Source organism: Sphingomonas sp. JC676, from assembly GCF_014489075.1.
Lineage (GTDB): Bacteria > Pseudomonadota > Alphaproteobacteria > Sphingomonadales > Sphingomonadaceae > Sphingomonas.
This window is the reverse complement of sequence record NZ_JACTGR010000005.1, coordinates 255,346-274,299: the sequence shown is the minus strand read 5'-3', so window position 1 is coordinate 274,299 and position 18,954 is coordinate 255,346. Positions and strand designations below refer to the sequence as shown.

Annotated in this window: 14 protein-coding genes; 4 read left to right on the top strand and 10 right to left on the bottom strand. The window is 67.3% G+C overall.

The window, feature by feature from the left end; genetic code table 11:
- Nucleotides 1-120: 120 nt before the first annotated feature.
- Entirely contained in the window at nt 121-2,463 is a 2,343-nt protein-coding gene (locus tag IAG41_RS17525) for a S8 family peptidase (RefSeq protein WP_262408742.1), read from the top strand.
- Between the two features lie 131 nt (nt 2,464-2,594).
- Nucleotides 2,595-3,590 (top strand): LLM class flavin-dependent oxidoreductase, encoded by a 996-nt coding sequence (locus tag IAG41_RS17520; RefSeq protein ID WP_187729940.1) that lies wholly within the window; start codon nt 2,595-2,597, stop codon nt 3,588-3,590.
- A gap of 118 nt (nt 3,591-3,708) precedes the next feature.
- On the opposite strand, the gene IAG41_RS17515 is transcribed toward IAG41_RS17520, so the two are convergent.
- The 4 genes from IAG41_RS17515 to IAG41_RS17500 all read right to left on the bottom strand — a co-directional run bounded on the left by IAG41_RS17515 (nt 3,709) and on the right by IAG41_RS17500 (nt 7,696).
- On the bottom strand, nt 3,709-5,136 hold the full coding sequence (locus IAG41_RS17515; RefSeq protein ID WP_187729939.1) for a DUF1593 domain-containing protein: 1,428 nt from the start codon (nt 5,134-5,136) through the stop codon (nt 3,709-3,711).
- A gap of 22 nt (nt 5,137-5,158) precedes the next feature.
- The gene (locus IAG41_RS17510; protein ID WP_187730140.1) at nt 5,159-6,508 is read right to left on the bottom strand and encodes a sensor histidine kinase; all 1,350 of its coding nucleotides are present in this window, start codon (nt 6,506-6,508) and stop codon (nt 5,159-5,161) included.
- Between the two features lie 130 nt (nt 6,509-6,638).
- On the bottom strand, nt 6,639-7,307 hold the full coding sequence (locus IAG41_RS17505) for a response regulator transcription factor (protein WP_187729938.1): 669 nt from the start codon (nt 7,305-7,307) through the stop codon (nt 6,639-6,641).
- A 32-nt stretch (nt 7,308-7,339) separates the two neighbouring features.
- On the bottom strand, nt 7,340-7,696 hold the full coding sequence (locus IAG41_RS17500; RefSeq protein WP_187729937.1) for a hypothetical protein: 357 nt from the start codon (nt 7,694-7,696) through the stop codon (nt 7,340-7,342).
- 119 nt (nt 7,697-7,815) lie between these two features.
- Here IAG41_RS17500 and IAG41_RS17495 point away from each other — a divergent pair, with 119 nt between their 5' ends.
- On the top strand, nt 7,816-9,600 hold the full coding sequence (locus IAG41_RS17495; RefSeq protein WP_187729936.1) for an ABC-F family ATP-binding cassette domain-containing protein: 1,785 nt from the start codon (nt 7,816-7,818) through the stop codon (nt 9,598-9,600).
- Here IAG41_RS17495 and IAG41_RS17490 read toward each other — a convergent pair.
- Together IAG41_RS17490 and IAG41_RS17485 are read right to left on the bottom strand one after the other, a co-directional pair.
- On the bottom strand, nt 9,597-10,610 hold the full coding sequence (locus IAG41_RS17490) for a sensor histidine kinase (RefSeq protein ID WP_187729935.1): 1,014 nt from the start codon (nt 10,608-10,610) through the stop codon (nt 9,597-9,599). The genes IAG41_RS17495 and IAG41_RS17490 overlap by 4 nt on opposite strands.
- 73 nt (nt 10,611-10,683) lie before the next feature.
- Complete coding sequence (locus IAG41_RS17485) at nt 10,684-11,496, bottom strand: ATP-binding protein (RefSeq protein WP_187729934.1); 813 nt, start codon at nt 11,494-11,496, stop codon at nt 10,684-10,686.
- Nucleotides 11,497-11,841: 345 nt separating this feature from the next.
- Here IAG41_RS17485 and IAG41_RS23340 point away from each other — a divergent pair, with 345 nt between their 5' ends.
- A complete protein-coding gene (locus IAG41_RS23340; RefSeq protein WP_262408741.1) occupies nt 11,842-11,967 on the top strand; it encodes a hypothetical protein in 126 nt (41 codons plus the stop codon).
- A gap of 15 nt (nt 11,968-11,982) precedes the next feature.
- Here the strand turns inward: IAG41_RS23340 and IAG41_RS17480 are convergent, their stop codons facing one another.
- From IAG41_RS17480 to IAG41_RS17465, 4 genes are read right to left on the bottom strand one after another with little or no spacing between them, the layout of a single operon-like run.
- Nucleotides 11,983-14,067, bottom strand: a complete 2,085-nt coding sequence (locus IAG41_RS17480; protein WP_222950750.1) for a tetratricopeptide repeat protein — start codon at nt 14,065-14,067, stop codon at nt 11,983-11,985.
- Entirely contained in the window at nt 14,051-15,403 is a 1,353-nt protein-coding gene (gene prsR / locus IAG41_RS17475) for a PEP-CTERM-box response regulator transcription factor (protein ID WP_187729933.1), read from the bottom strand. The genes IAG41_RS17480 and prsR overlap by 17 nt, the downstream gene beginning before the upstream one ends.
- Nucleotides 15,400-17,475: an XrtA/PEP-CTERM system histidine kinase PrsK gene (prsK, locus tag IAG41_RS17470; RefSeq protein ID WP_187729932.1), complete on the bottom strand. Its 2,076-nt coding sequence runs from the start codon at nt 17,473-17,475 to the stop codon at nt 15,400-15,402. Before prsK ends, prsR begins: the two co-directional genes overlap by 4 nt.
- On the bottom strand, nt 17,475-18,863 hold the full coding sequence (locus IAG41_RS17465) for a TIGR03013 family XrtA/PEP-CTERM system glycosyltransferase (RefSeq protein ID WP_187729931.1): 1,389 nt from the start codon (nt 18,861-18,863) through the stop codon (nt 17,475-17,477). The genes prsK and IAG41_RS17465 overlap by 1 nt, the downstream gene beginning before the upstream one ends.
- Nucleotides 18,864-18,954: the final 91 nt, after the last annotated feature.

The following is an 18,954-nucleotide window of genomic DNA, read 5'->3' as shown; positions in this document are numbered from 1 at the left end:
CGGGCTCTAGGGAGTGGCTGCGAGTGCCGCAAGGCGCCAACGCCGGAAGCCGATAACATGCGATAAAGTAACGTAAACTTATCTGCGCTAATCCTGCACTCTTCAACAGGAATGGGTATTATGCGTTCGGTACTTGGCGCGCGTTTGATGCGATCCGCGGCTTTGGCGGGTCTGGTAGTTCTGGGCGCGTGCAGCGGGGGAGGCGGCGGCGGCGGAATCAATCCGGCACCCGCGCCGGTTCCGACACCGACCCCCACGCCGGTTCCGACTCCCACGCCGACGCCCGCTCCCAATTACGACACCGCCGAATATCGCGCGACGGTGGGCGCGGTCTCGATGAACGCGCTCGTGGCCTACAACCATGGCGGTACGGGATCGGGCATCAAGATCGGCGTGATCGACAGCGGCATCGACCTGCAGAGCCAGGAGTTCGGCGACTGTTCGGGCGGGATCGGCACCGGAACCTGCCGCATCAGCGGCGCATCGGTCGACGCGGCCGGCAACGGCACGATCGACGATGTCGGCGGGCACGGCACCGCCGTGGCCTTCACGCTGGCCGGACGGCGCAACGACGTCGCGACGCACGGCGTCGCGTTCGACGCACAGCTGATCGTCGCGCGCGCCGACACGACTGGCAGCTGCTCGGGCACGCCCGGCGCCAATGGCGACAGCCCGTGCCGGTTCGACGATGTCGCGATCGCGGCGGGGCTCGATGCGGCGCGGGCGGGCGGTGCGCGCGTGGTCAACATCTCGCTGGGCGGATCGGCGCCTGACGCGCGACTGATCCAGGCGATCGACCGCGCCACCGCGGCGGGGATCGTGATCGTGATCTCGGCGGGCAATGACGGCCCGAACGCACCCAACCCGGACGACTTCACCTCGGCCGCGAACAATCCCGCGGTCGCGCGCGGGCTGATCATCATCGCCGGGTCGGTCGGATCCAACGACGTGATCTCCGATTTCTCGAACCGGGCAGGGACAAGCGCCAACGCCTATCTGACCGCGGTGGGCGAGAATGTCCGCGCGCCGGACGAGACCAACACGGCGTTCCTCTGGTCGGGCACGTCCTTCTCGGCGCCGCAGATCGCCGGCGCGGTGGCGTTGCTCGCCCAGGCCTTTCCCAATCTAACCGGCGCACAGATCGTCCAGCTGCTGTACGCGACAGCGCGCGATGTCGGCGCCGCCGGGGTCGACCCGGTTTACGGCCATGGCGTGCTCGACCTGACCCGCGCGTTCCAGCCGGTCGGCTCGATGTCGCTGGCGGGATCGGGCGGCGCGGCCTCGCAGCAGGTAAATGCATCGTTGTCGACACCGATGGGCGACGCCAGCCAGGGTTCGCTGGGGGCGGTGGTGCTCGATTCGTTCGACCGCGCCTTTGCGATGGACCTCGCCCGGACGATCAACCACCAGGGCAATGCGCGGCGGCTGCCGGCGCTGATGGCGTCGCGCGACCGCAGCTTCTCGGTGGGCATGCACGACCTGCAGGTAGCGGTGAGCCTGGTGCCGGGGCGCGATTCGGTGCGGATCGAGCGGCTGGGGATCACCAGCCAGGATGCGAACGTCGCGCAGATGCTCGCGGCCACGGTGAGCGGCAGGCTGGGCAGCAAGGCGCAGTTCGCGATCGGCGCGTCGGAGAGCGGCAACGCGCTGACCGCGCGGCTGGCCGGGCGCAACGACCCGGCCTTCCTGATCGCGCGCGATCCTTCGACCAATTCGGGCTTCGACGTCGATGTCGGCGGATCGGTGGCGGTGCGCCAGGTGCTGGGTTCGTGGGGACTGACGGTGGCGTCCGAATTCGGCAACGTGCTGACCCGGCGCGACACCCAGTTCGAGGCGCTCAAATGGAAGTCCGAACGCTTCGGCTATGGCCGGATGACGCTGGCGCTCGACCGGCGCTTCGGCGGCTTGCGCACAGGCCTGTCGCTGACGCGGCTGGCCGAGAACGACACGGTGCTGGGCGCACGCTTCTCGGGCGCTTTGGGCGCGGCGCGGGCGGACAGCCTGTTCGTCGATCTGGGGCTGCGCTACGATCTGGGTGCGGGCTGGAACCTGGGTGGATCGATGCGCCAGGGTTGGACCGACGCGCGGCTGCGCGCTGGTGTCCACGGATCGGGCCTGATCCGCACCAACGGCTTTTCGGCCGATATCGGCAAGACCGGGCTGCTCGCGCGCGGCGATACTTTGGGCTTCCGCGTCGCACAGCCGCTGCGGGTGGCGAGCGGCGGGATCGACCTCCAGCTGCCCCAGGGCTGGGACTATTATACCGAAAGCGTCGACAATTGGGCGGTGTCGCACCTCAACCTTGCACCCGAGGGCCGCGAGGTGGATTACGAGCTCAGCTATCGCTGGCCGCTGCTGGGCGGCGACATCAGCAGTAATCTGTTCCTGCGGCAGCAGCCGGGGAATTTCGCAGCGCTTCCGGCCGACAAGGGCGGCGCGGTCCGGTTGACCCTGGACTTCTAGGGCTTCCGCATCGGAAGTGGGTTTGGGCTCCTGCGGGAGGAGCCCAAATCCGGAAGTGGCAAAGGATAAGCAGGGACGCTGAAAGCAAGACTGGGCTAGCGGCCACGGCGCTGCCTTCCCATGTCGTGGACATGACCGCTTATTCGCTGCTCGACCTCGTCCCCGTCATCCAGGGCGGGACGGTTTCGCAATCCCTCGCCAACGCCGCCGATCTGGCCAGACATGCCGAAAGCCTGGGCTACACTCGCTACTGGGTGGCCGAGCATCACGGGATGGACGGGATCGCCAGCGCCGCCACCGCAGTGGTGATCGCACATGTCGGGCAGGCGACAAGCACGATCCGCGTCGGCGCGGGCGGAATAATGCTGCCCAACCATGCGCCGCTCCAGATCGCCGAGCAGTTCGGCACGCTCGACGCGCTGTTTCCGGGCCGGGTCGATCTCGGGCTGGGCCGCGCGCCGGGATCGGACCAGCGCGTCGCGCACGCGATCCGGCGGACGCTCGACAGCGACGCCAATGCCTTTCCGCAGGACGTGCTCGAGCTGCAAAGCTATTTCGCCGATGACGGCAAGACCGGCATCCGCGCGACGCCGGGGGCGGGCGCGGACGTGAAGATCTGGATCCTGGGATCGAGCCTGTTCGGTGCCCAACTCGCCGCGGCCCTGGGCCTGCCCTATGCCTTTGCCTCGCATTTCGCGCCCGGGCTGCTCGATGAGGCGGTTTCGACCTATCGCCGCAATTTCAAGCCGTCGGAGGCGCTCGAGAAGCCGCATCTGATGCTCGGGTTCAACGTGTTCGCCGCCGACAACGATGAAGAGGCCGAGTATCTCGCCACCTCGCAGCAACAGGCCTTCGTCGCGATCCGCACCGGGCGCGCAATCCAGCTGCCGCCGCCGGTGCGCGGCTATCGCGAGAGCCTGGGCGCCCAGGGCAATGCGATCCTGGGGCAGGTGCTGTCGGCATCCGCGGTGGGCGGGCCGGACAAGGTGCGCGAGCAGATCGCGGCGTTCATCGAGCGGACGCAAGCGGACGAGCTGATGCTCACCAGCGCGATGTTCGATCACGAGGCGCGCAAGCGCAGCCTCACGATCGCGGCGGAGGCGATGCGGGCGGTGGAGTTGGCTTAAGAGCGAGATCGGTGCTCCTGCGAAGGCAGGCCTAGAATGGCGAAGGGAAGCGTTTGTAGCCCTGGGCTCCTGCTTTCGCAGGAGCACAAGCTTCGCCTCTAGCCCGTTCTGCCGACCCCTACTTCGCCCTGGGATTCACCGTGATGATCGCGCGCCGATAGGCAGTGAGCGCGGGTTTGCCGTCGTCCTTGGCTTCCAGGATGACGTGGAAGCGCATCGGGGTGACGACATCCGGCGCGGTGAAGCGGGTTTCGAGCGGATCGCCGCGCTGCAGCTCGAGCGCAGGGTTGCGATTGACCGCCTCGGACTCGCGGTATTGCCACCATTGATAATCGACCCGGTCGCCGTCCGGGTCCTTCGAACCGGCGCCGGACAGACGGACCACATCACCGGAGGTTGCTGCGATCTCGACCGTGTCGGTGCCCGGCACCCCGTTCAGCACCAGCTGCGGATTGTGGTTCGCGCCCTTGTAGCTCGATTGCAGCGTCCATTGGATCCGGCCTGCGAAGTCATTCTGGAATGCGTCGCGCCAACGCCAGATCGTCGCCTTGTTGGTCTGGCGGACCTTGCCGTCGATCCCGAGGACGAGATCGCTGGTGTCGGTCCACAACCCGTCCCATTCGGACACCTTGCCGTAGCGCCCGCCCCAGCTGCCGTAATCGGGGTGCTCGGGGCTGCCCAGGCCATTGGGGATCAGATAGAGGAAGGTTGGCGTGTCCCCCTCCATCATGAATTCGTAATTGGGATAGAGCGAGCCCATCGGCCCGATCTGGATATTCTCGCGCAGCCATTCCTTGGAGACTGTCGTGAAATCGGGCCCGTCGAAATAATACATGCGGTCGCCCGAGATGCCGCCCCAGGTCGACAGGTTGTAGTGGCGGTGCGCGGTGATGCTCGCGATCCAGAACATGTCGGGGAACTGCCGCCGTATCCAGGGGCCGGCATTGTCCTGGTCCGAGATCGAATAGACCCGGAGCTTGGCGACGAAGGCGGCGACCTGTTCGGGCGTGCGGGTCTTGCGGACCTTCCACAGGGCCTGGGCGAGATCGACCGCACCGCCCCAGATCGTGATCCACACCGGGCGCGGATCGGGCTTGTCGACCGTCCGGATGATCCATTCGGATGCCTCGCTATCCTTGCCGTCGCCGACGCCATCCATGCCGAACACGGCGCGTCCGGGCTTGACCACCGAGCGGAGATAGTCGGGCGTCGGCCAGCCCTTGGCATGCGCCTTCAGGTTCGGCAGCGCCTTCTCATATCCGTCGATCCGCGCCAGGATCTGCTGCGGATTGACCTTGTCGCGCAGGTGGCGCGAGGTCGAGGGGATCAGCCCCTCCACGTCGAACCCGTTCGAATAGAGCAGGAAGCGCACCAAGGATTCCTGATCGTCGGGATCGCCGCCAATATCGGTCAGGACGATGACCCGCGGCTTTTCCGACGGCGCGGCCTTTGCCTGTGACGGAGTGGCGGGAGCGGTCGTGACCGGCGATGCGCCCAGGGGGGTGCTCGCCAGAAGAACCATGATCGATGCGAGCGCGCTTTTCATGCCTTGTCCCCCTCAGGATCGTTCAAGCTGCGGCCGGCAGTCTTAACCTCACCAGTAGCCCGCCCAGATCTTCGCTTTCTTCCAGGCTCACCGTGCCGTCATAGATTTCCGCCACGTCACGGACGATCGCGAGTCCCAGACCCGTGCCGGGTTTGCCCGAATCGAGCCGCACGCCGCGATCGAAGATGCGGATACGATCGGCCTCGGGAATGCCGCGGCCGTCATCTTCGACCATGATCTCGACGAAACCGGCCTGGGCGCTCGCAGTGATGAACACGCTGCCGCCGCCATATTTGGCGGCGTTTTCGACCAGATTGCCGAGGATCTCGTCCAGATCCTGGCGCTCGATATGCGCGATCAGGTCCTTGGCGCCGTCGACGTCGATGCGGACATTGGGATAGAGCCTGGCGACGGCGCGCTCGACCGCTTCGATCGACGGCCAGACCGGCGCGCGGCTGTGTGCGCTGCCGCGGCGGCCGACGGCGCGGGCGCGGGCGAGGTGGTGGTCGATCTGGCGGCGCATCGTCCGCGCTTCGCGGATCACGGTGGGGGCAAGATCGTCCTGGCCTGCCGCCGCGGCGTTCATGATCACGCTGAGCGGGGTCTTGAGCGCATGGGCGAGGTTGCCGGCGTGGCGGCGCGCCTCTTCGGCCTGGCGGTCGTTATGCTCGACCAGCGCGTTCAGCTCCTCGACCATCGGGGCGACCTCGGCGGGCATCGATCCCTCGATGCGGCGCGAACGGCCGCCGCGCAGCCGGGCGATCTCCGAGCGGACTTTCCGCAGCGGCAGCAGGCCGTACCAGGTCTGGAGGCCGACCATCACGATCAGCCCGAGCCCCAGCAGCACGAAGCTGCGGACCAGGGTACGGCGCAGCGCAGCGATCTGGGCGTCCAGCGTCTCACGGGTCTGCGCCACCTGGAAGCGCCAGCGGACCGGCGATCCGGGCAGCTTCAGATCGCGCTCGGCGATGCGCAGCATCTGGTTGCTCGAATCATTGGGTTGGCGGTCGGCACGCGGGGTTTTGTCGACGAACTCGTCGCTGTCGTAGATGTGCAGCTCGCGGTCGTCGTGGCGCTGGTTGACGCGCAGCGTGCGGTCCCAGAGCGAGCGCGACCTGTAAGGCTCGAATCCCTTGCCGCTGATCTGCCAATAGGCGCCCGATCCGGGCTCGAGGAAGCGCTGGTCGGCGAGCTCGCGGTTGTTCACCACCTCGCCCCCCGGGCCCAATTCGGCCGAGACGATCATCGAGGTGACGAGATAGTCGAGCTGATCGTCAAAATTGCGCGTGACCGCGGTGGTCAGCACCCGATCGAGCGCATAGCCGCCGCCGACGAGGAGCAGCATGATCCACGCCGTCGCGACCAGCAGCATGCGGCGACTGACCGAGCCGGTGACCCGCACATAGGGGCGCGGCCGTGGCTCGGCCTCCAGGATATTGGCGGCGACGTCCTTCGGCTCGGACGAGGGGGAAGGACCAGAATCGGTCAAGCGCGGCTCGGGCTCAGGCGTCGGCGGGCTCTTCCAGGCTGTAGCCGAGCCCCCGAATGGTGGTGATGACATCGGCGCCCAGCTTCTTGCGGATGCGCGTCACGAAAACCTCGATCGTGTTCGAATCGCGATCGAAATCCTGGTCGTAGATGTGCTCGATGAGCTCGGTGCGGCTGACCACCTTGCCCTTGTGATGGAGCAGATAGCTGAGCAGCTTATATTCCTGCGCGGTCAGCTTGACCGGCTCGCCATCCTTGGTGACCTTGCCCGAGCGCGTGTCGAGGCGGATGTCGCCGGCGATCAGTTCGGCCGACGCATTGCCCGAAGCGCGGCGGATCAGCGCGCGAAGGCGCGCGATCAGCTCCTCGGTCTGGAAGGGCTTGGCGACATAATCGTCGGCGCCGGCATCGAGACCCGCCACCTTGTCCGACCAGCTGTCGCGCGCGGTGAGCACCAGCACCGGGGTGGTCTTGCCTTCCTTGCGCCAGCGATCGAGCACGGTCAGTCCGTCGACCTCGGGCAGGCCGAGATCGAGGATGATCGCGTCATATTGCTCGGTCGAACCGAGGAAATGGCCCTCTTCGCCATCTGTGGCGAGGTCGACGGCATAGCCGGCGCCTTCGAGCGCGTTCTTGAGCTGCTGGCCGAGATTGGGTTCGTCTTCGACGATCAAAAGTCGCATGCTTGTCTATCCTCGTCCGCGCTTAGTTACGCTCAATTTCCAGACCGGCGGACGATCCGTCCGCTGCGGCCATCGACGTCCACCCAGATCACCGATCCATCGCGCAGGAACTTGAGCGTGTAAATGTCCGAGGACGGATCATAGTCGAAACCGAGATATTGCGCCCCGGGCATGCGGGGGATTACGCGACGCTCGATCTCGCGCACGGGCAGGTTCTGGCCGAGCTGCCGGCGCTGGCTGGCGGCGCCCTGGCCGCGATCCTGGCTCCTATACACGTCGTCGCGCAACGGATGCGCGGACGCGACGCCGACAAGCGACATCGCTGCCAGACACGCGTACAGAACGGGTTTCACCAGCATTGGCATCCGCATGGCATAGGGTCCGGGCATTGAATAGCCCCTGAACACCGTTGTCAGCAGCGCGTAACTTGCGGGGCACCCGAGAGATCCCGGCCCCAACGCCGTCACAACCATTGCGGGTATCGAGCGCGGCCCTTAACGGGGCGCGCATGGCTGCTCCTGTTCTTGCGTTCGAAGGCCTTGGCTTGGTCCAGGGTTCGGGTTGGTTGTTCCGGGGGCTCGACCTCTATATCGGCGAGCGCGACCGGCTGGCGCTGATCGGGCGCAACGGCGCGGGCAAGTCGACCCTGTTGCGGCTGATCGCGGGCCGGATCGAGGCGGACGAAGGGCGCCGCGTGATCCAGCCGGGCACGCATGTCGTGATCCTCGAACAGGACCCGCAGGTCGAAGGCTTCGCCACGCTGCGCGATTTCGCGCTCTCCGGCGACGATGCGCCGGAGGTGTACGAAGTCGAGGCAATCGCCGACCAGCTCGGCGTCGATCTCGGCCGCGAGGCGGCGACGGCCTCGGGCGGCGAGCGCCGCCGCGCCGCGATCGCCAGGGCGCTGGCGCAGAATCCCGATGTGCTGCTGATGGACGAGCCGACCAACCATCTCGACATCGCCGCGATCGACTGGCTCGAGAAATGGCTGAGCCGCTACAATGGTGCGTTCGTTGCGATCAGCCATGACCGCACCTTCCTTACGCGGCTGACCAAGCAGACCTTGTGGCTCGATCGCGGCATGATCCGGCGCGCCGAGATCGGGTTCGGCGGCTTCGAGGCCTGGACCGAGCAGGTCTATGCCGAGGAGGAGCGCAACGCCCAGAAGCTCGATGCCAGGCTCAAGATCGAGGAGCATTGGCTGCTGCGCGGCGTGACTGGGCGGCGGCGGCGCAACCAGGGCCGGCTGACCAAGCTCAAGGAAATGCGCGCCGAACGCGCGGCGATGATCGGTCCCGCGGGCGCCGCGAAGCTCGCGATCGGATCGGATGGCGCGCAGACCAAGGTCGTCATCGACATGAAGCATGTCACCAAACGCTTCGGCGACCGCACGATCATCAAGGACCTGACCTTGCGCGTCACCAAAGGCGACCGCATCGGCATCGTCGGCGCGAACGGCGCAGGCAAGACCACGTTGCTCAAGCTGCTGACCGGCGAGCTGGCGCCGGACGAAGGCAGCGTGCGCCTCGCCAAGACGCTCGACATGGTATTCATCGACCAGCAGCGCAGCCTGATGGATCCCGCCAAGACGGTGCGCGACGTACTCACCCAGGGCGGCGAATGGATCGAAGTGCTGGGCGTCCGCAAGCACATCCACGGCTATCTCAAGGAGTTCCTGTTCGAGCCCTCGCTGGCCGACGCCAAGATCGGCACGCTTTCGGGCGGCGAGCGCTCGCGGCTGCTGCTGGCGCGTGAATTCGCCCGGCCTTCGAACCTGCTCGTGCTCGACGAGCCGACCAACGATCTCGACCTCGAAACGCTGGACCTGCTCCAGGAAGTGATCTCGGACTATGACGGCACGGTGCTGATCGTCAGCCACGACCGCGACTTTCTCGATCGCACGGTGACGGTGACCTTGGGACTCGACGGATCGGGAATGGTTGATGTCGTCGTGGGCGGCTATGCCGATTGGGTGGCGCAGCGGACCCAGCGCACCGTCGGGCGCAAGGTCGCCAAGCCGGTTATCCCGGTGGCCGAAGCGCCCAAGCCCAAGGCGACCAAGCTCAGCTACAAGGACCAGCGCGACTATGATCTGCTTCCCAAGCGGATCGAGGAAATCGACCAGCAGATCGCGCGCGACGAAGAGGCGATGGCCGATCCGTCGCTCTACACGCGCGATCCCGCGAAGTTCGCTAGGCTGAACGACGGCATCGCCAAGCTGCGTGACGAGAAGGACGCGGCCGAGCTGCGCTGGCTCGAGCTGGCGGAGATGGTCGAGGGGCTGAGCGCCTAGGCTTCCAGCTCGACCGTCACCTTGGTTCCCTCAGGCCCGCTGTCGGTCTTCACCGTACCGTGCGCCTGGCGGGCGAAGCCGTCAATCAGGCGCTGGCCCAGACCGCCATCGCCGTTTCGGGCGCGGGGCTTGGACGGCAGGCCGATGCCATTATCGGCGACGGTGAGCAGCCAGCCGGTATCGCCCGCGCGGAAATGGACCTGAATCGCGCCGGTGTCGCGCCCGGCAAAGGCGTGCTTGGCGGCATTGGTGACGAGTTCGTTGACGACCAGCCCGATCGAGACGGCGCGGTCGCGCGGCAGCGCGGCAGGATCGGCCTCGCAATCGAGCGTGATCGCGCCGCGCAGGAACAGCGCCTCCTCCAGCGCCGTGCAGAGTTCCTGGAGATAGCCGGCCATGTCTACCGTTCCGGGGGCGCTGGCACCGCGATAGAGGTGGCGGTGCGCGCGGGCGATGCTCTCGATGCGGGAGAGGGCGGCGGCGAGCGCCTCGGCGGTCTCACCCTGGCCGGCGCGTCGCCGCTGCATGTCGAGCAGCGAGGCGACCAAAGTGAAATTATTCTTCACCCGATGCTCGAACTCTTCGAGGAACAGGTCGCGCTCGGCGATCTCGCGGTCACGCTCGCGCGTCACCCGCTGCACCGAGCGGCGGAAGAACTCGGCGAGCGCGATCGTGACGATGCAGGCGATGACGACCGTGGCGAGCGTGATCGCCGCCGCCGGGGTTTCGAAGCGGAACGAGTTCTTGATTGGATAGAGATAGTACCAGGCGAAGGTGATCGAGACGCCGCCCGCCGTCGCGCCGGCGATCCACCCCGCGAACAAGGTGGCCACCATCGCGGCGGGAAAAAGCAGCGGAAAGACCGCGACGCCAGGCACCAGCGTATCGAGCAGGAAACGGGCAAGTCCTGCGCAAGCAGTCGCGAGCAATCCGACGCCGATCGACGTCACCCACCGCGGTACGGTGGGGGCCAGTCGTTCGGGCAGATCGAGTTCCCCTATTCGCCGCATCTGCGGTAACTGGGCTCTACCCGCGCAAAGGAGTCAAGCGCTCCAATCCGTCGCTTGATCTCGATCAGTACATTTACAGCGACTTGCCCGAGCGCCCCGCGAGATCGACGACATATTGCCAGGCGACCCGCCCCGAACGACTGCCGCGCCGCGTCGCCCAGCCCACCGCTTCGGCGGGATCGAAGGCGAGGCCGTGCGCTTCGGCATAGCCGCGGACGATGTCGAGATAAGTGTCCTGATCGACGACATGGAAGCCCAGGCTGAGCCCGAAGCGGTCAGCGAGCGCCAGGCTGTCGTCGACCGCGTCGCGCGGATTGATCGCGCTGGCCTGCTCGGCAATGTCGCGCGGGACGAGATGGCGGCGGTTCGAGGTGACGATCAGCCGCGTGTTCGCCGGGCGCGCCTCGGCACCGCCTTCGAGCAGTGAGCGCAGCGCCCGGGCATCGCCGGCGGCGTCGAAGCCAAGATCGTCGAGAAAAATCACGAAGGGCCGATCGGCGGCGGCGAGCGTGGCGAACAATTCGGGCAGGGTTTCGAGGTGGAGCGTCACCGCTTCGACCAATGCGAGATCGCCGCCGCGCGCCTGGATGTCGGCGACCGCGCTTTTGACCAAAGCCGACTTGCCGGTGCCGCGCGCGCCCCAGAGCAATACGTCCTGCGCGGCACGGCCGGCGGCGAGGCGATCGAGATTGGCGACCAAAGCCTCGCGCTGGGCGTCGACGCCGCGCAGCATCGCCAGCGGCAGCGGTGCGAAGGCGCGCGCGGCGGCGAGGCTGTGGCCACGCCAGACATAAGCGGGATGCGCGCGAAGATCGGCGGGCGGCGCAGGCGGCGGCGCGAGGCGATCGAGCGCATCGGCGATGCGGGAAAGGGCGTCGTCGGTCATGCGGCGTCCGTTAGACGATTGCAGAGGGTGCGCACAGATGGCTGTGCGGGCAGTCATGGACCGGTCGAAGTTGACACGGTTGACACCTGCTATGTCGAAAAACCTGGGTCCCCATTTTGGAGGTCTTTGACGAGCCGGCGATGAGAAAGAGCCGGCCAAGGGTTGCACACCGAATCCTACATTGCCAGCGCGCTCCCCGTCGCGGCGGCTGGCCCCCAGTGGCGGAATACGCTCAGCCCATGTCGGATTCTGCAACCATGGCTGCCCGAGTTTGCAGTTGCGACAACGGTGTCAGGCGGCCAGATGCCTCTTCATGTTGCAACGCAACAATTGAAGAGGTTTCCGATGTTCTCGCTACTTGCCCTGTATCTCTCGTACCGCAAGCAGGCCGCCGAAGCAGCTGCAGTCAGCCCGCAGCCCGTGCCGTCGGCGCAGGATCTTGCGCCCGCCGTCCTTCCCCTGGCCGCCTGAGTTCAGCCGGCGTCCTCAGGACGCCAGCATCGCCTGCGCCGCGGCGCGATCGCTGAAGCGTGGATCGGCGAGCGCCGCCTGGGCTTGCGCCTTGGCGTCCGGCTTGCGGCCGAGATCGGCATAGATCTGGGCGAGGTGCCAGCGCAGGCCGGCGTGGCGCGGGGCCAGCGCCACCGCCTTTTGCAGCAGCTCTAACGCACCCTCGGCATCGCCGCTCTGGTAGAGCGCCCAGCCATAGGCATCGGCCACTGCCGGGTTGCCGGGGGCGAGGCCATAGGCGGCCTCACCGAAATCGAGCGCGATCTTGTCCTCGCCCGCGCCGGAATAGGCCATTGCTAGATCGGCGTTGAGCGCAGCGTCGCCGTCGCCGATGCGCGCGCGGAGATTCTCCAGCGTGTCGATCGCGGCGTCGTAATCACCGGCGGCAAGCTGCCAGCTGCCAGACAGGCGGAGCGCCGCGACGCTGACCGGGTTCTGTGAGAGGAACAGCGCGAGGACATTGGCGGCGTCCTGGCGATGGCCGCCGCGATCGAGCGCCTCGACCAGGCGGAGCATGGTCGGCTCGTCGAAGCGCAGGTCTGCGGCGAGGCGATAGGCGGCGGCGGCATCGGCATAGCTATGCCCAAGCATCAGCATGTCGCCGAGCAGGAGCTGCGCGCCAGGCACGCCGGGATTGTCGCGGACCAGAGCCTGGGCCCTGGCGAGCGCGCCGGCCTGGTTGCCCTGGGCGATCATCGCGCGGATCAGCGGGACGGTGGCGTCGGGGTCACCCGGATTTGCGGCGGCGGGCGCGTCGAGCACGGCGACGCTGTCATCGGCGCTGAACGCGCCGGCTTCGCTCGTCACCGGATAGGCGGCGCGATCGAGCAGCTTCGCGGCACTGACGCGGTCCCCGATCCGCTCGAAGCCGCGGGCGGCGAGCGTAAGTGTGTAGCTGTCGGCATCGCCGCGCGCGACGACCGGGCGGAGAATGTCGATCGCGTTGCGCGCCGAATCGCTGCGGAGCAAAGCGGTGGCGAGCAATTTGCGGGCAGTGAGGTTCATCGGCTGGACGGCGACGAGCTCCCTCAATTTGCCGATCGCCTGCTCGTAATCGCCCTGTTCGATATCGAGCGTGCCGCCGAGCAACAGGACGCCGGGCACGTCGTCGAGCGCGCCGCCGGTCTTTTCCATCAGACTGCGGGCGAGATCGTCGTCGCCGGCGCGCGCGGCGATCACCGCCTGGAGATAGAAGGCCTGGGGGCTGCCGGGACGCGCTTCGAGCGCGCGGCGGGTTGCGGCGAGCGAATCCTCGGTGCGGCCGGAATCGCCTAATGTCGCGGCATATTCGATCAGCGCGTCGTGAAGGAAGGGATCGCGCTTGAGCGCGGCTTCGAACCAGGGGAGCGCGGCGACAAGGCCATATTGGCTGCGGACCAGCTCGCCGCGCAGCAGCAGCGCGCGGGCATTGCCGGTGTCGAGCTTTACCGCCTGCTCGACGGCCTGGACGGCGCCGCGCAGATCGCCGGTCGAATAGCGGAAGCGGCCGAGATCGGTCCACAAGGCCGCATCCCGGGGCGTGATCCGCATCGCCTCGTCGAGCGCGGCCTGGGCGTCGGCATATTTGCCCTGGAGCGTGAGCGCGCGGGCACGGATGCGCAGCGCATAGGCGCGATAGAGCGGAATCGCCTTGTCGGCCTCGGCGATCGCGCGGTCGGGGTCGCCCTGCAGCAGCAGCGCATGGGCGCGATATTGCGGGACGAGCTTGGCGTCGAAGCCGGTATCGACCGCGCGCTGGATCTCACCCTCGGCACCGATGCCGTCGTCGAGCGCGAGCATCGCTTGGGCGAGCGCAAGATGGGCCTGGCCGTTATTGGGATCGGCGCGGACCGCGTCGAGCGCGGCGGCCTTGGCGGCGGTGGCGTTGCTCTGCTTGAGCAGGCTCGCGCTGCGCTCGACCGAATTGCCGTCGCCGGCGGCGTCGACCTGGTTGGGCGAGAGCATGACGAAAGCCGCGATCGCGGTTCCGAACGCGCCCAGGCCGCCGAGCACGACCAGGAGGCGGCGGACGATCGGCGGCAGGCCCTTGTGACTGCGCTTGCGCTTACGGCTGGAGGTCATAGCTCTTCATCAGGTCATAGAGAGTTGGGCGGCTGATCCCGAGCAGCCGCGCGGTACCGGAAATATTGCCTTCGGCGCGGGCGAGCGCGTGGCGGATCGCCTTGCGGTCGGCGATCTCGCGCGCGGCCTTGAGGTTGATCGGCACGGGATCGGCGATCGATTCGAGATCGAGATCGGCGGCGGTGACGGCCTTGCCGTCGGCCATGATGACGGCGCGCTTCACGCGATTCTCGAGCTCGCGGACATTGCCGGGCCAGCCCCAGGCATCGATCGCGGCGAGCGCATCGGCCGCGAAGCTACGCGCGCCGGTGTTCATCGTGGCGGCATATTTCTTGAGGAAATGGCGCGCGAGCAGGCCGGCATCGCCGGGGCGCTCGGCGAGCGAAGGGATACGGATCACGATTTCGGCGAGGCGGTAGTAGAGATCCTCTCGGAACCGCTGTTCGGCGACCATCGTGTCGACATCCTGATGGGTCGCACAGACGATGCGGGTGTCGACCGGGATCGGCTGGCGGCCACCGACGCGCTCGATCACGCGCTCCTGGAGGAAGCGCAGCAGCTTGACCTGGAGCGGCAGCGGGATGTCGCCGACCTCGTCGAGGAAGAGCGTGCCCTTGTGGGCGAGCTCGATCTTGCCCTCGGTAGTCTTCACCGCACCGGTGAACGCACCCTTTTCATGACCGAACAGCTCGGATTCGAGCAGGGTCTCGGGGATCGCGGCGCAGTTGATCGCGATGAAATTGCCCTTGCGGCGGCTGGCGTCGTGCAGGCCGCGGGCGAGCAGCTCCTTGCCGGTGCCGCTGGCGCCGAGCAGCATCACCGAGACGTCCGCGCCGGCGACACGCTCGATCGTGCGGGTGACCTTGAGCATCTCCGGGCTGCCGGTGATCATGCCGCCCAGCACCGCGCCGGCCTCGGTCCGTTCGGCGAGGCGGCGATTCTCGGCCTCGAGCGTATGGACGTGGAAGGCGCGGGCGACGATCAGGCCGAGCGCGTCGATGTCGATCGGCTTCTGGTAGAAATCCCAGGCGCCCCCGGCGATTGCCACGCGCATCGATTCGCGCGCGCCATGTCCCGAGGCGACGATCACCTTGGTATCGGGCGCGAGCTTCAGGATGGTCTGGAGCGTGGCGAAGCCTTCGGTGGTGCCGTCGGGATCGGGCGGCAGGCCGAGATCGAGCGTGACGACCGGCGGCTCGTCGGCGCGGATCGCGGCAATCGCTTCCTCGCGATTGGTGGCGGTGAGGATCTCATAGCCGTCATAGGCCCAGCGCAGCTGGCGCTGGAGCCCGGCATCGTCCTCGACGATCAGGAGCTTGGGCTTCATATCGGTCATGCGGCTCTGCCCACGGATTTGTCGGCCAAAGGTAAGTCGGCGGCGTGCGCGGCCCCCAGGATGACGCGGAAACGGCTGCCTTCGCCTTCGCGCGACATGACCTCGATCCGGGCCTGCATGGCGGTGGCGAGCTGCTGCGCCTCGAACGCGCCGATGCCGAAGCCGCCGGGCTTGGACGAGACGAATGGCTTGAACAATTTGTCGCGCACGAATGCCGGGGACATGCCGCAGCCCTTGTCGATCACGTCGATCACGACCTGGACGCCGTCGGCAGCAATGCCGAGCGTGACAGGTTCGTTGGCGGGGCTCGCGTCGATCGCGTTCTGGACGAGATGGCCGAGCAGTTGCTCGAGCCCCGCCGGATCCGCCAAGGCGACCGCGGCGCGAATGCCCGACACCGCCACCGGATGCTGACCGCGGCGCCCGTCGGCGATGCGCTCGACCAGCGGCACGATCTCGACGGCATGAGGCGCATCGGCACGGGCGCGGTTGTGCTGCGAGAGGCGGGCGAGGAGCGCGTTCATCCGCTCGGACGAATCCTTCAGAGTCGCCACCATGTCGGCGCGGAACTCAGGCTTGTCGGCGTGCCGCTCGGCATTGCGCGCGGTGAGGGTCAGCTGGCTGACCAGATTCTTGATGTCGTGCAGGATGAAGGCGAAGCGGCGATTGAACTCGTCGAAGCGCTGCGCATCGGCGAGCGCTCCCTGTGCGCGTTCCTCGGCGAGATAGCTCGCGGCCTGGCGGCCGGCGACCTTGAGCAGGTCGAAATCCTCCCAGTCGAGCGCGCGCGGCACGGGCGGGCGCGCGAGCAGGATCGCGCCGACCAGGCTGCCCATATGCGGCAGCGGCACCAGCACCCAGGCCTGGCCGAGATCGAGCATCCATTGCGGCACCGCGGCGGTCTCCGCGCCATCGGTCTGCGCGCGGCGGAGCAGGTCGAGCTCGAGGATGCGGCCGGTCTCCTCGAGGTGCTGGGCGAGCGCGGCGTCGCCGGTGACGGGCAAGGTGCTGTGGTCCCAGTTCCATGCGGCGCCCGGCCCGAGGCCGGTACCGTCGGGCACGAGCAGCAGGCCGGCGGGCGAATCGGTCAGGTCGGCGACCGCCTTGACGATGCGTTCGTCGAGCGGCGCGGCGCCCTCGGGCGCGCCGAGGGTCTCGGTGAAGCGCATCCATTCGGCGCGATAGTCGTAGCGGTGGCGGAAGAGATGCTTGGCGAGCTTCACCTTCACAAAGGCGCGCAGCCAGCTGTTCGAGACAAGGGTGAGGATCGCGGCGGTCGAGCCGAAGACGAAGGCGGTCTGGAGGATGCGCGCATTGGCGCCGCCGACGGTGGCGATCGCGCTGGTGGCGAGCGCGAGCAATGCGAAATAGGCGCCGATGGCGACGAGCGACAGCGACTGATAGGCGACGGTGCGCGACACCTGGACGTTCCATTCGCCCTTGCGCTGGAGCCCCACGCCCATCGCCAGCGCGACCAGCACTATCGCGGCACCGCGCGCCACGGTCAGTTCGGGCATGGCGTCGCCGGTCAGATAGGCCGTACTGAACACCGCGAAATCGGTGAACCACAATCCCGCCAGCGCGACCACCATCCAGCGCAGCCCGCCACCGGTGGCGGGCGTCACCGCCGAATAGAGCGCCTGGACGAGCACGAGCGCCGTCACCGCGACGAGCATGCGCAGCAGCAAAGCGGCGTTCTCGATCGGTAGCGCCATATCCGGCTCGCCCGCGACCGCGACGACATGGAGCGCGAGCGCGCCCAGCCCGACCAGCGCCACGACGCCATAGACGGTGCCGAGTGCAATAGGAGGGCGGGCGCTGGCGTCGCGCCGATGCAGCATGATCATGAAGCCCAGCCAGGCGAGGTTGCGCAGCGCCTCTGCAGCGCGCGTCACCATCTCGTCGCCGCCGATGCCCGACACCGCCAGCGCCCAGAGCGCGGTCATGGCCAGCGCGAGCGCGAGCGAACGGCGCGGCGCGGCGTTCTCCCGGGGCCGCAGCGCCAGCAGGGTGAGCGCGCCGAACAGCAAGGCCGCCAGCGCGTGCGTCCAGAGCGTGAGCGCCCCCGCCATCACCGAGCGCCTTCGGGGAAGAGCACCACCCGCAACGTCTGGAGCAGGATCAGCAGGTCGAGGAAGGGCGAATAGTTCTTGGCGTAGAACAAGTCATATTCGAGCTTCTGGCGCGAATCCTCGATCGAGGCGCCATAGGGATAGTTGATCTGCGCCCAGCCGGTGATGCCCGGCTTCACCATGTGGCGCTCGGCATAATAAGGCAGCTTCTGCTCGAGATCCTCGACGAATTGCGGGCGCTCGGGACGCGGGCCGACAAAGCTCATCTCGCCCTTGAGCACGCTCCAGCATTGCGGCAGCTCGTCGACGCGGCACTTGCGGATGATGCGGCCGACACGGGTGATGCGCGGATCGTCCTTCTCGGCCCAGACCGCCTTGCCGGCGACTTCGGCATCCTGGCGCATCGAGCGCAGCTTGATGACGTCGAAGCCCTGGCCATACAGGCCGACGCGGCGCTGGCGGTAGAGTGCGGGACCTTTGCTCTCCAGCTTGACCGCGATCGCAGTGACGAGGATCAGCGGCAGCATCAGGACAAGCAGGATCGAGCTCGCGGTGATGTCGAACAGCCGCTTGAACACGCTCGACAGCATGCGGCCCGACGAAAAGCCGTCGGAGAAGATCAGCCAGCTGGGATTGACGCTGTCGAGATCGACGCGCCCGGTCTCGCGCTCGAGAAAGGTCGAGATCTCGTTGACATGGACGCCGGTGGTCTTGATCCGCAGCAGGTCCTTGAGCGGCAGCGCGTTGCGGCGCTCCTCGAGCGCGAGGACGACTTCGCTGGCGTTCAGGAGCACGACATGGTCGGCGAGATTGTAGATCGCATCGCGGTTGATCGCTTCGGGGATCACGCGGTTGGCTTCGCTCATCGCGACATAGCCGACGACGGCGAATCCGGCGCCGGGGGTCTTGGAGAGGACCTTGAGCCGCGCGGCGCGCGGGCCGGCCCCGAGCACGACGATGCGGCGCTTGAAGGCCTGGCTGCCCAGCGCCTTGCCCAGCAGGATGCGCAGGAACATCAGCATCGCGATCGCCGCCGGCGCCGCGAAGAGCAGGTTCGAGCGCCAGAAGCTGATCTGGGGCACGAGGAAATAGACCACGCTCAGCCCGATCACGCCCAACGCGATCGCGACGATCAGCCGCGCAGTGGCGAAGCGGAGCGACTGGAGCGCGTCGGCGCCATAGACCCCGACCGCAATCATCGCGACTTCGAGCGTGAAGGCGAAGGTCGCGAGCTGCGGCCAGCGCGTCGCGATCGGCGCCGGCAGCATGTCGATCTGGTGTGCGCGCATCAGCCAGCCGGCCTCGCCCGCCACGACGAGCAGGATGATGTCCAGCATGCCGAGCAGCAGCACGGCATTCGGCACGTAATGCTTGAACAAGCGGATCATTGCGTGTTCCGCTTTACGGGCGAAGTGTAAACGAATCCGACATGACGGCGCTGCCAGATCCCGAACAGAAAAAAATTGAGGCCTGTCTGCG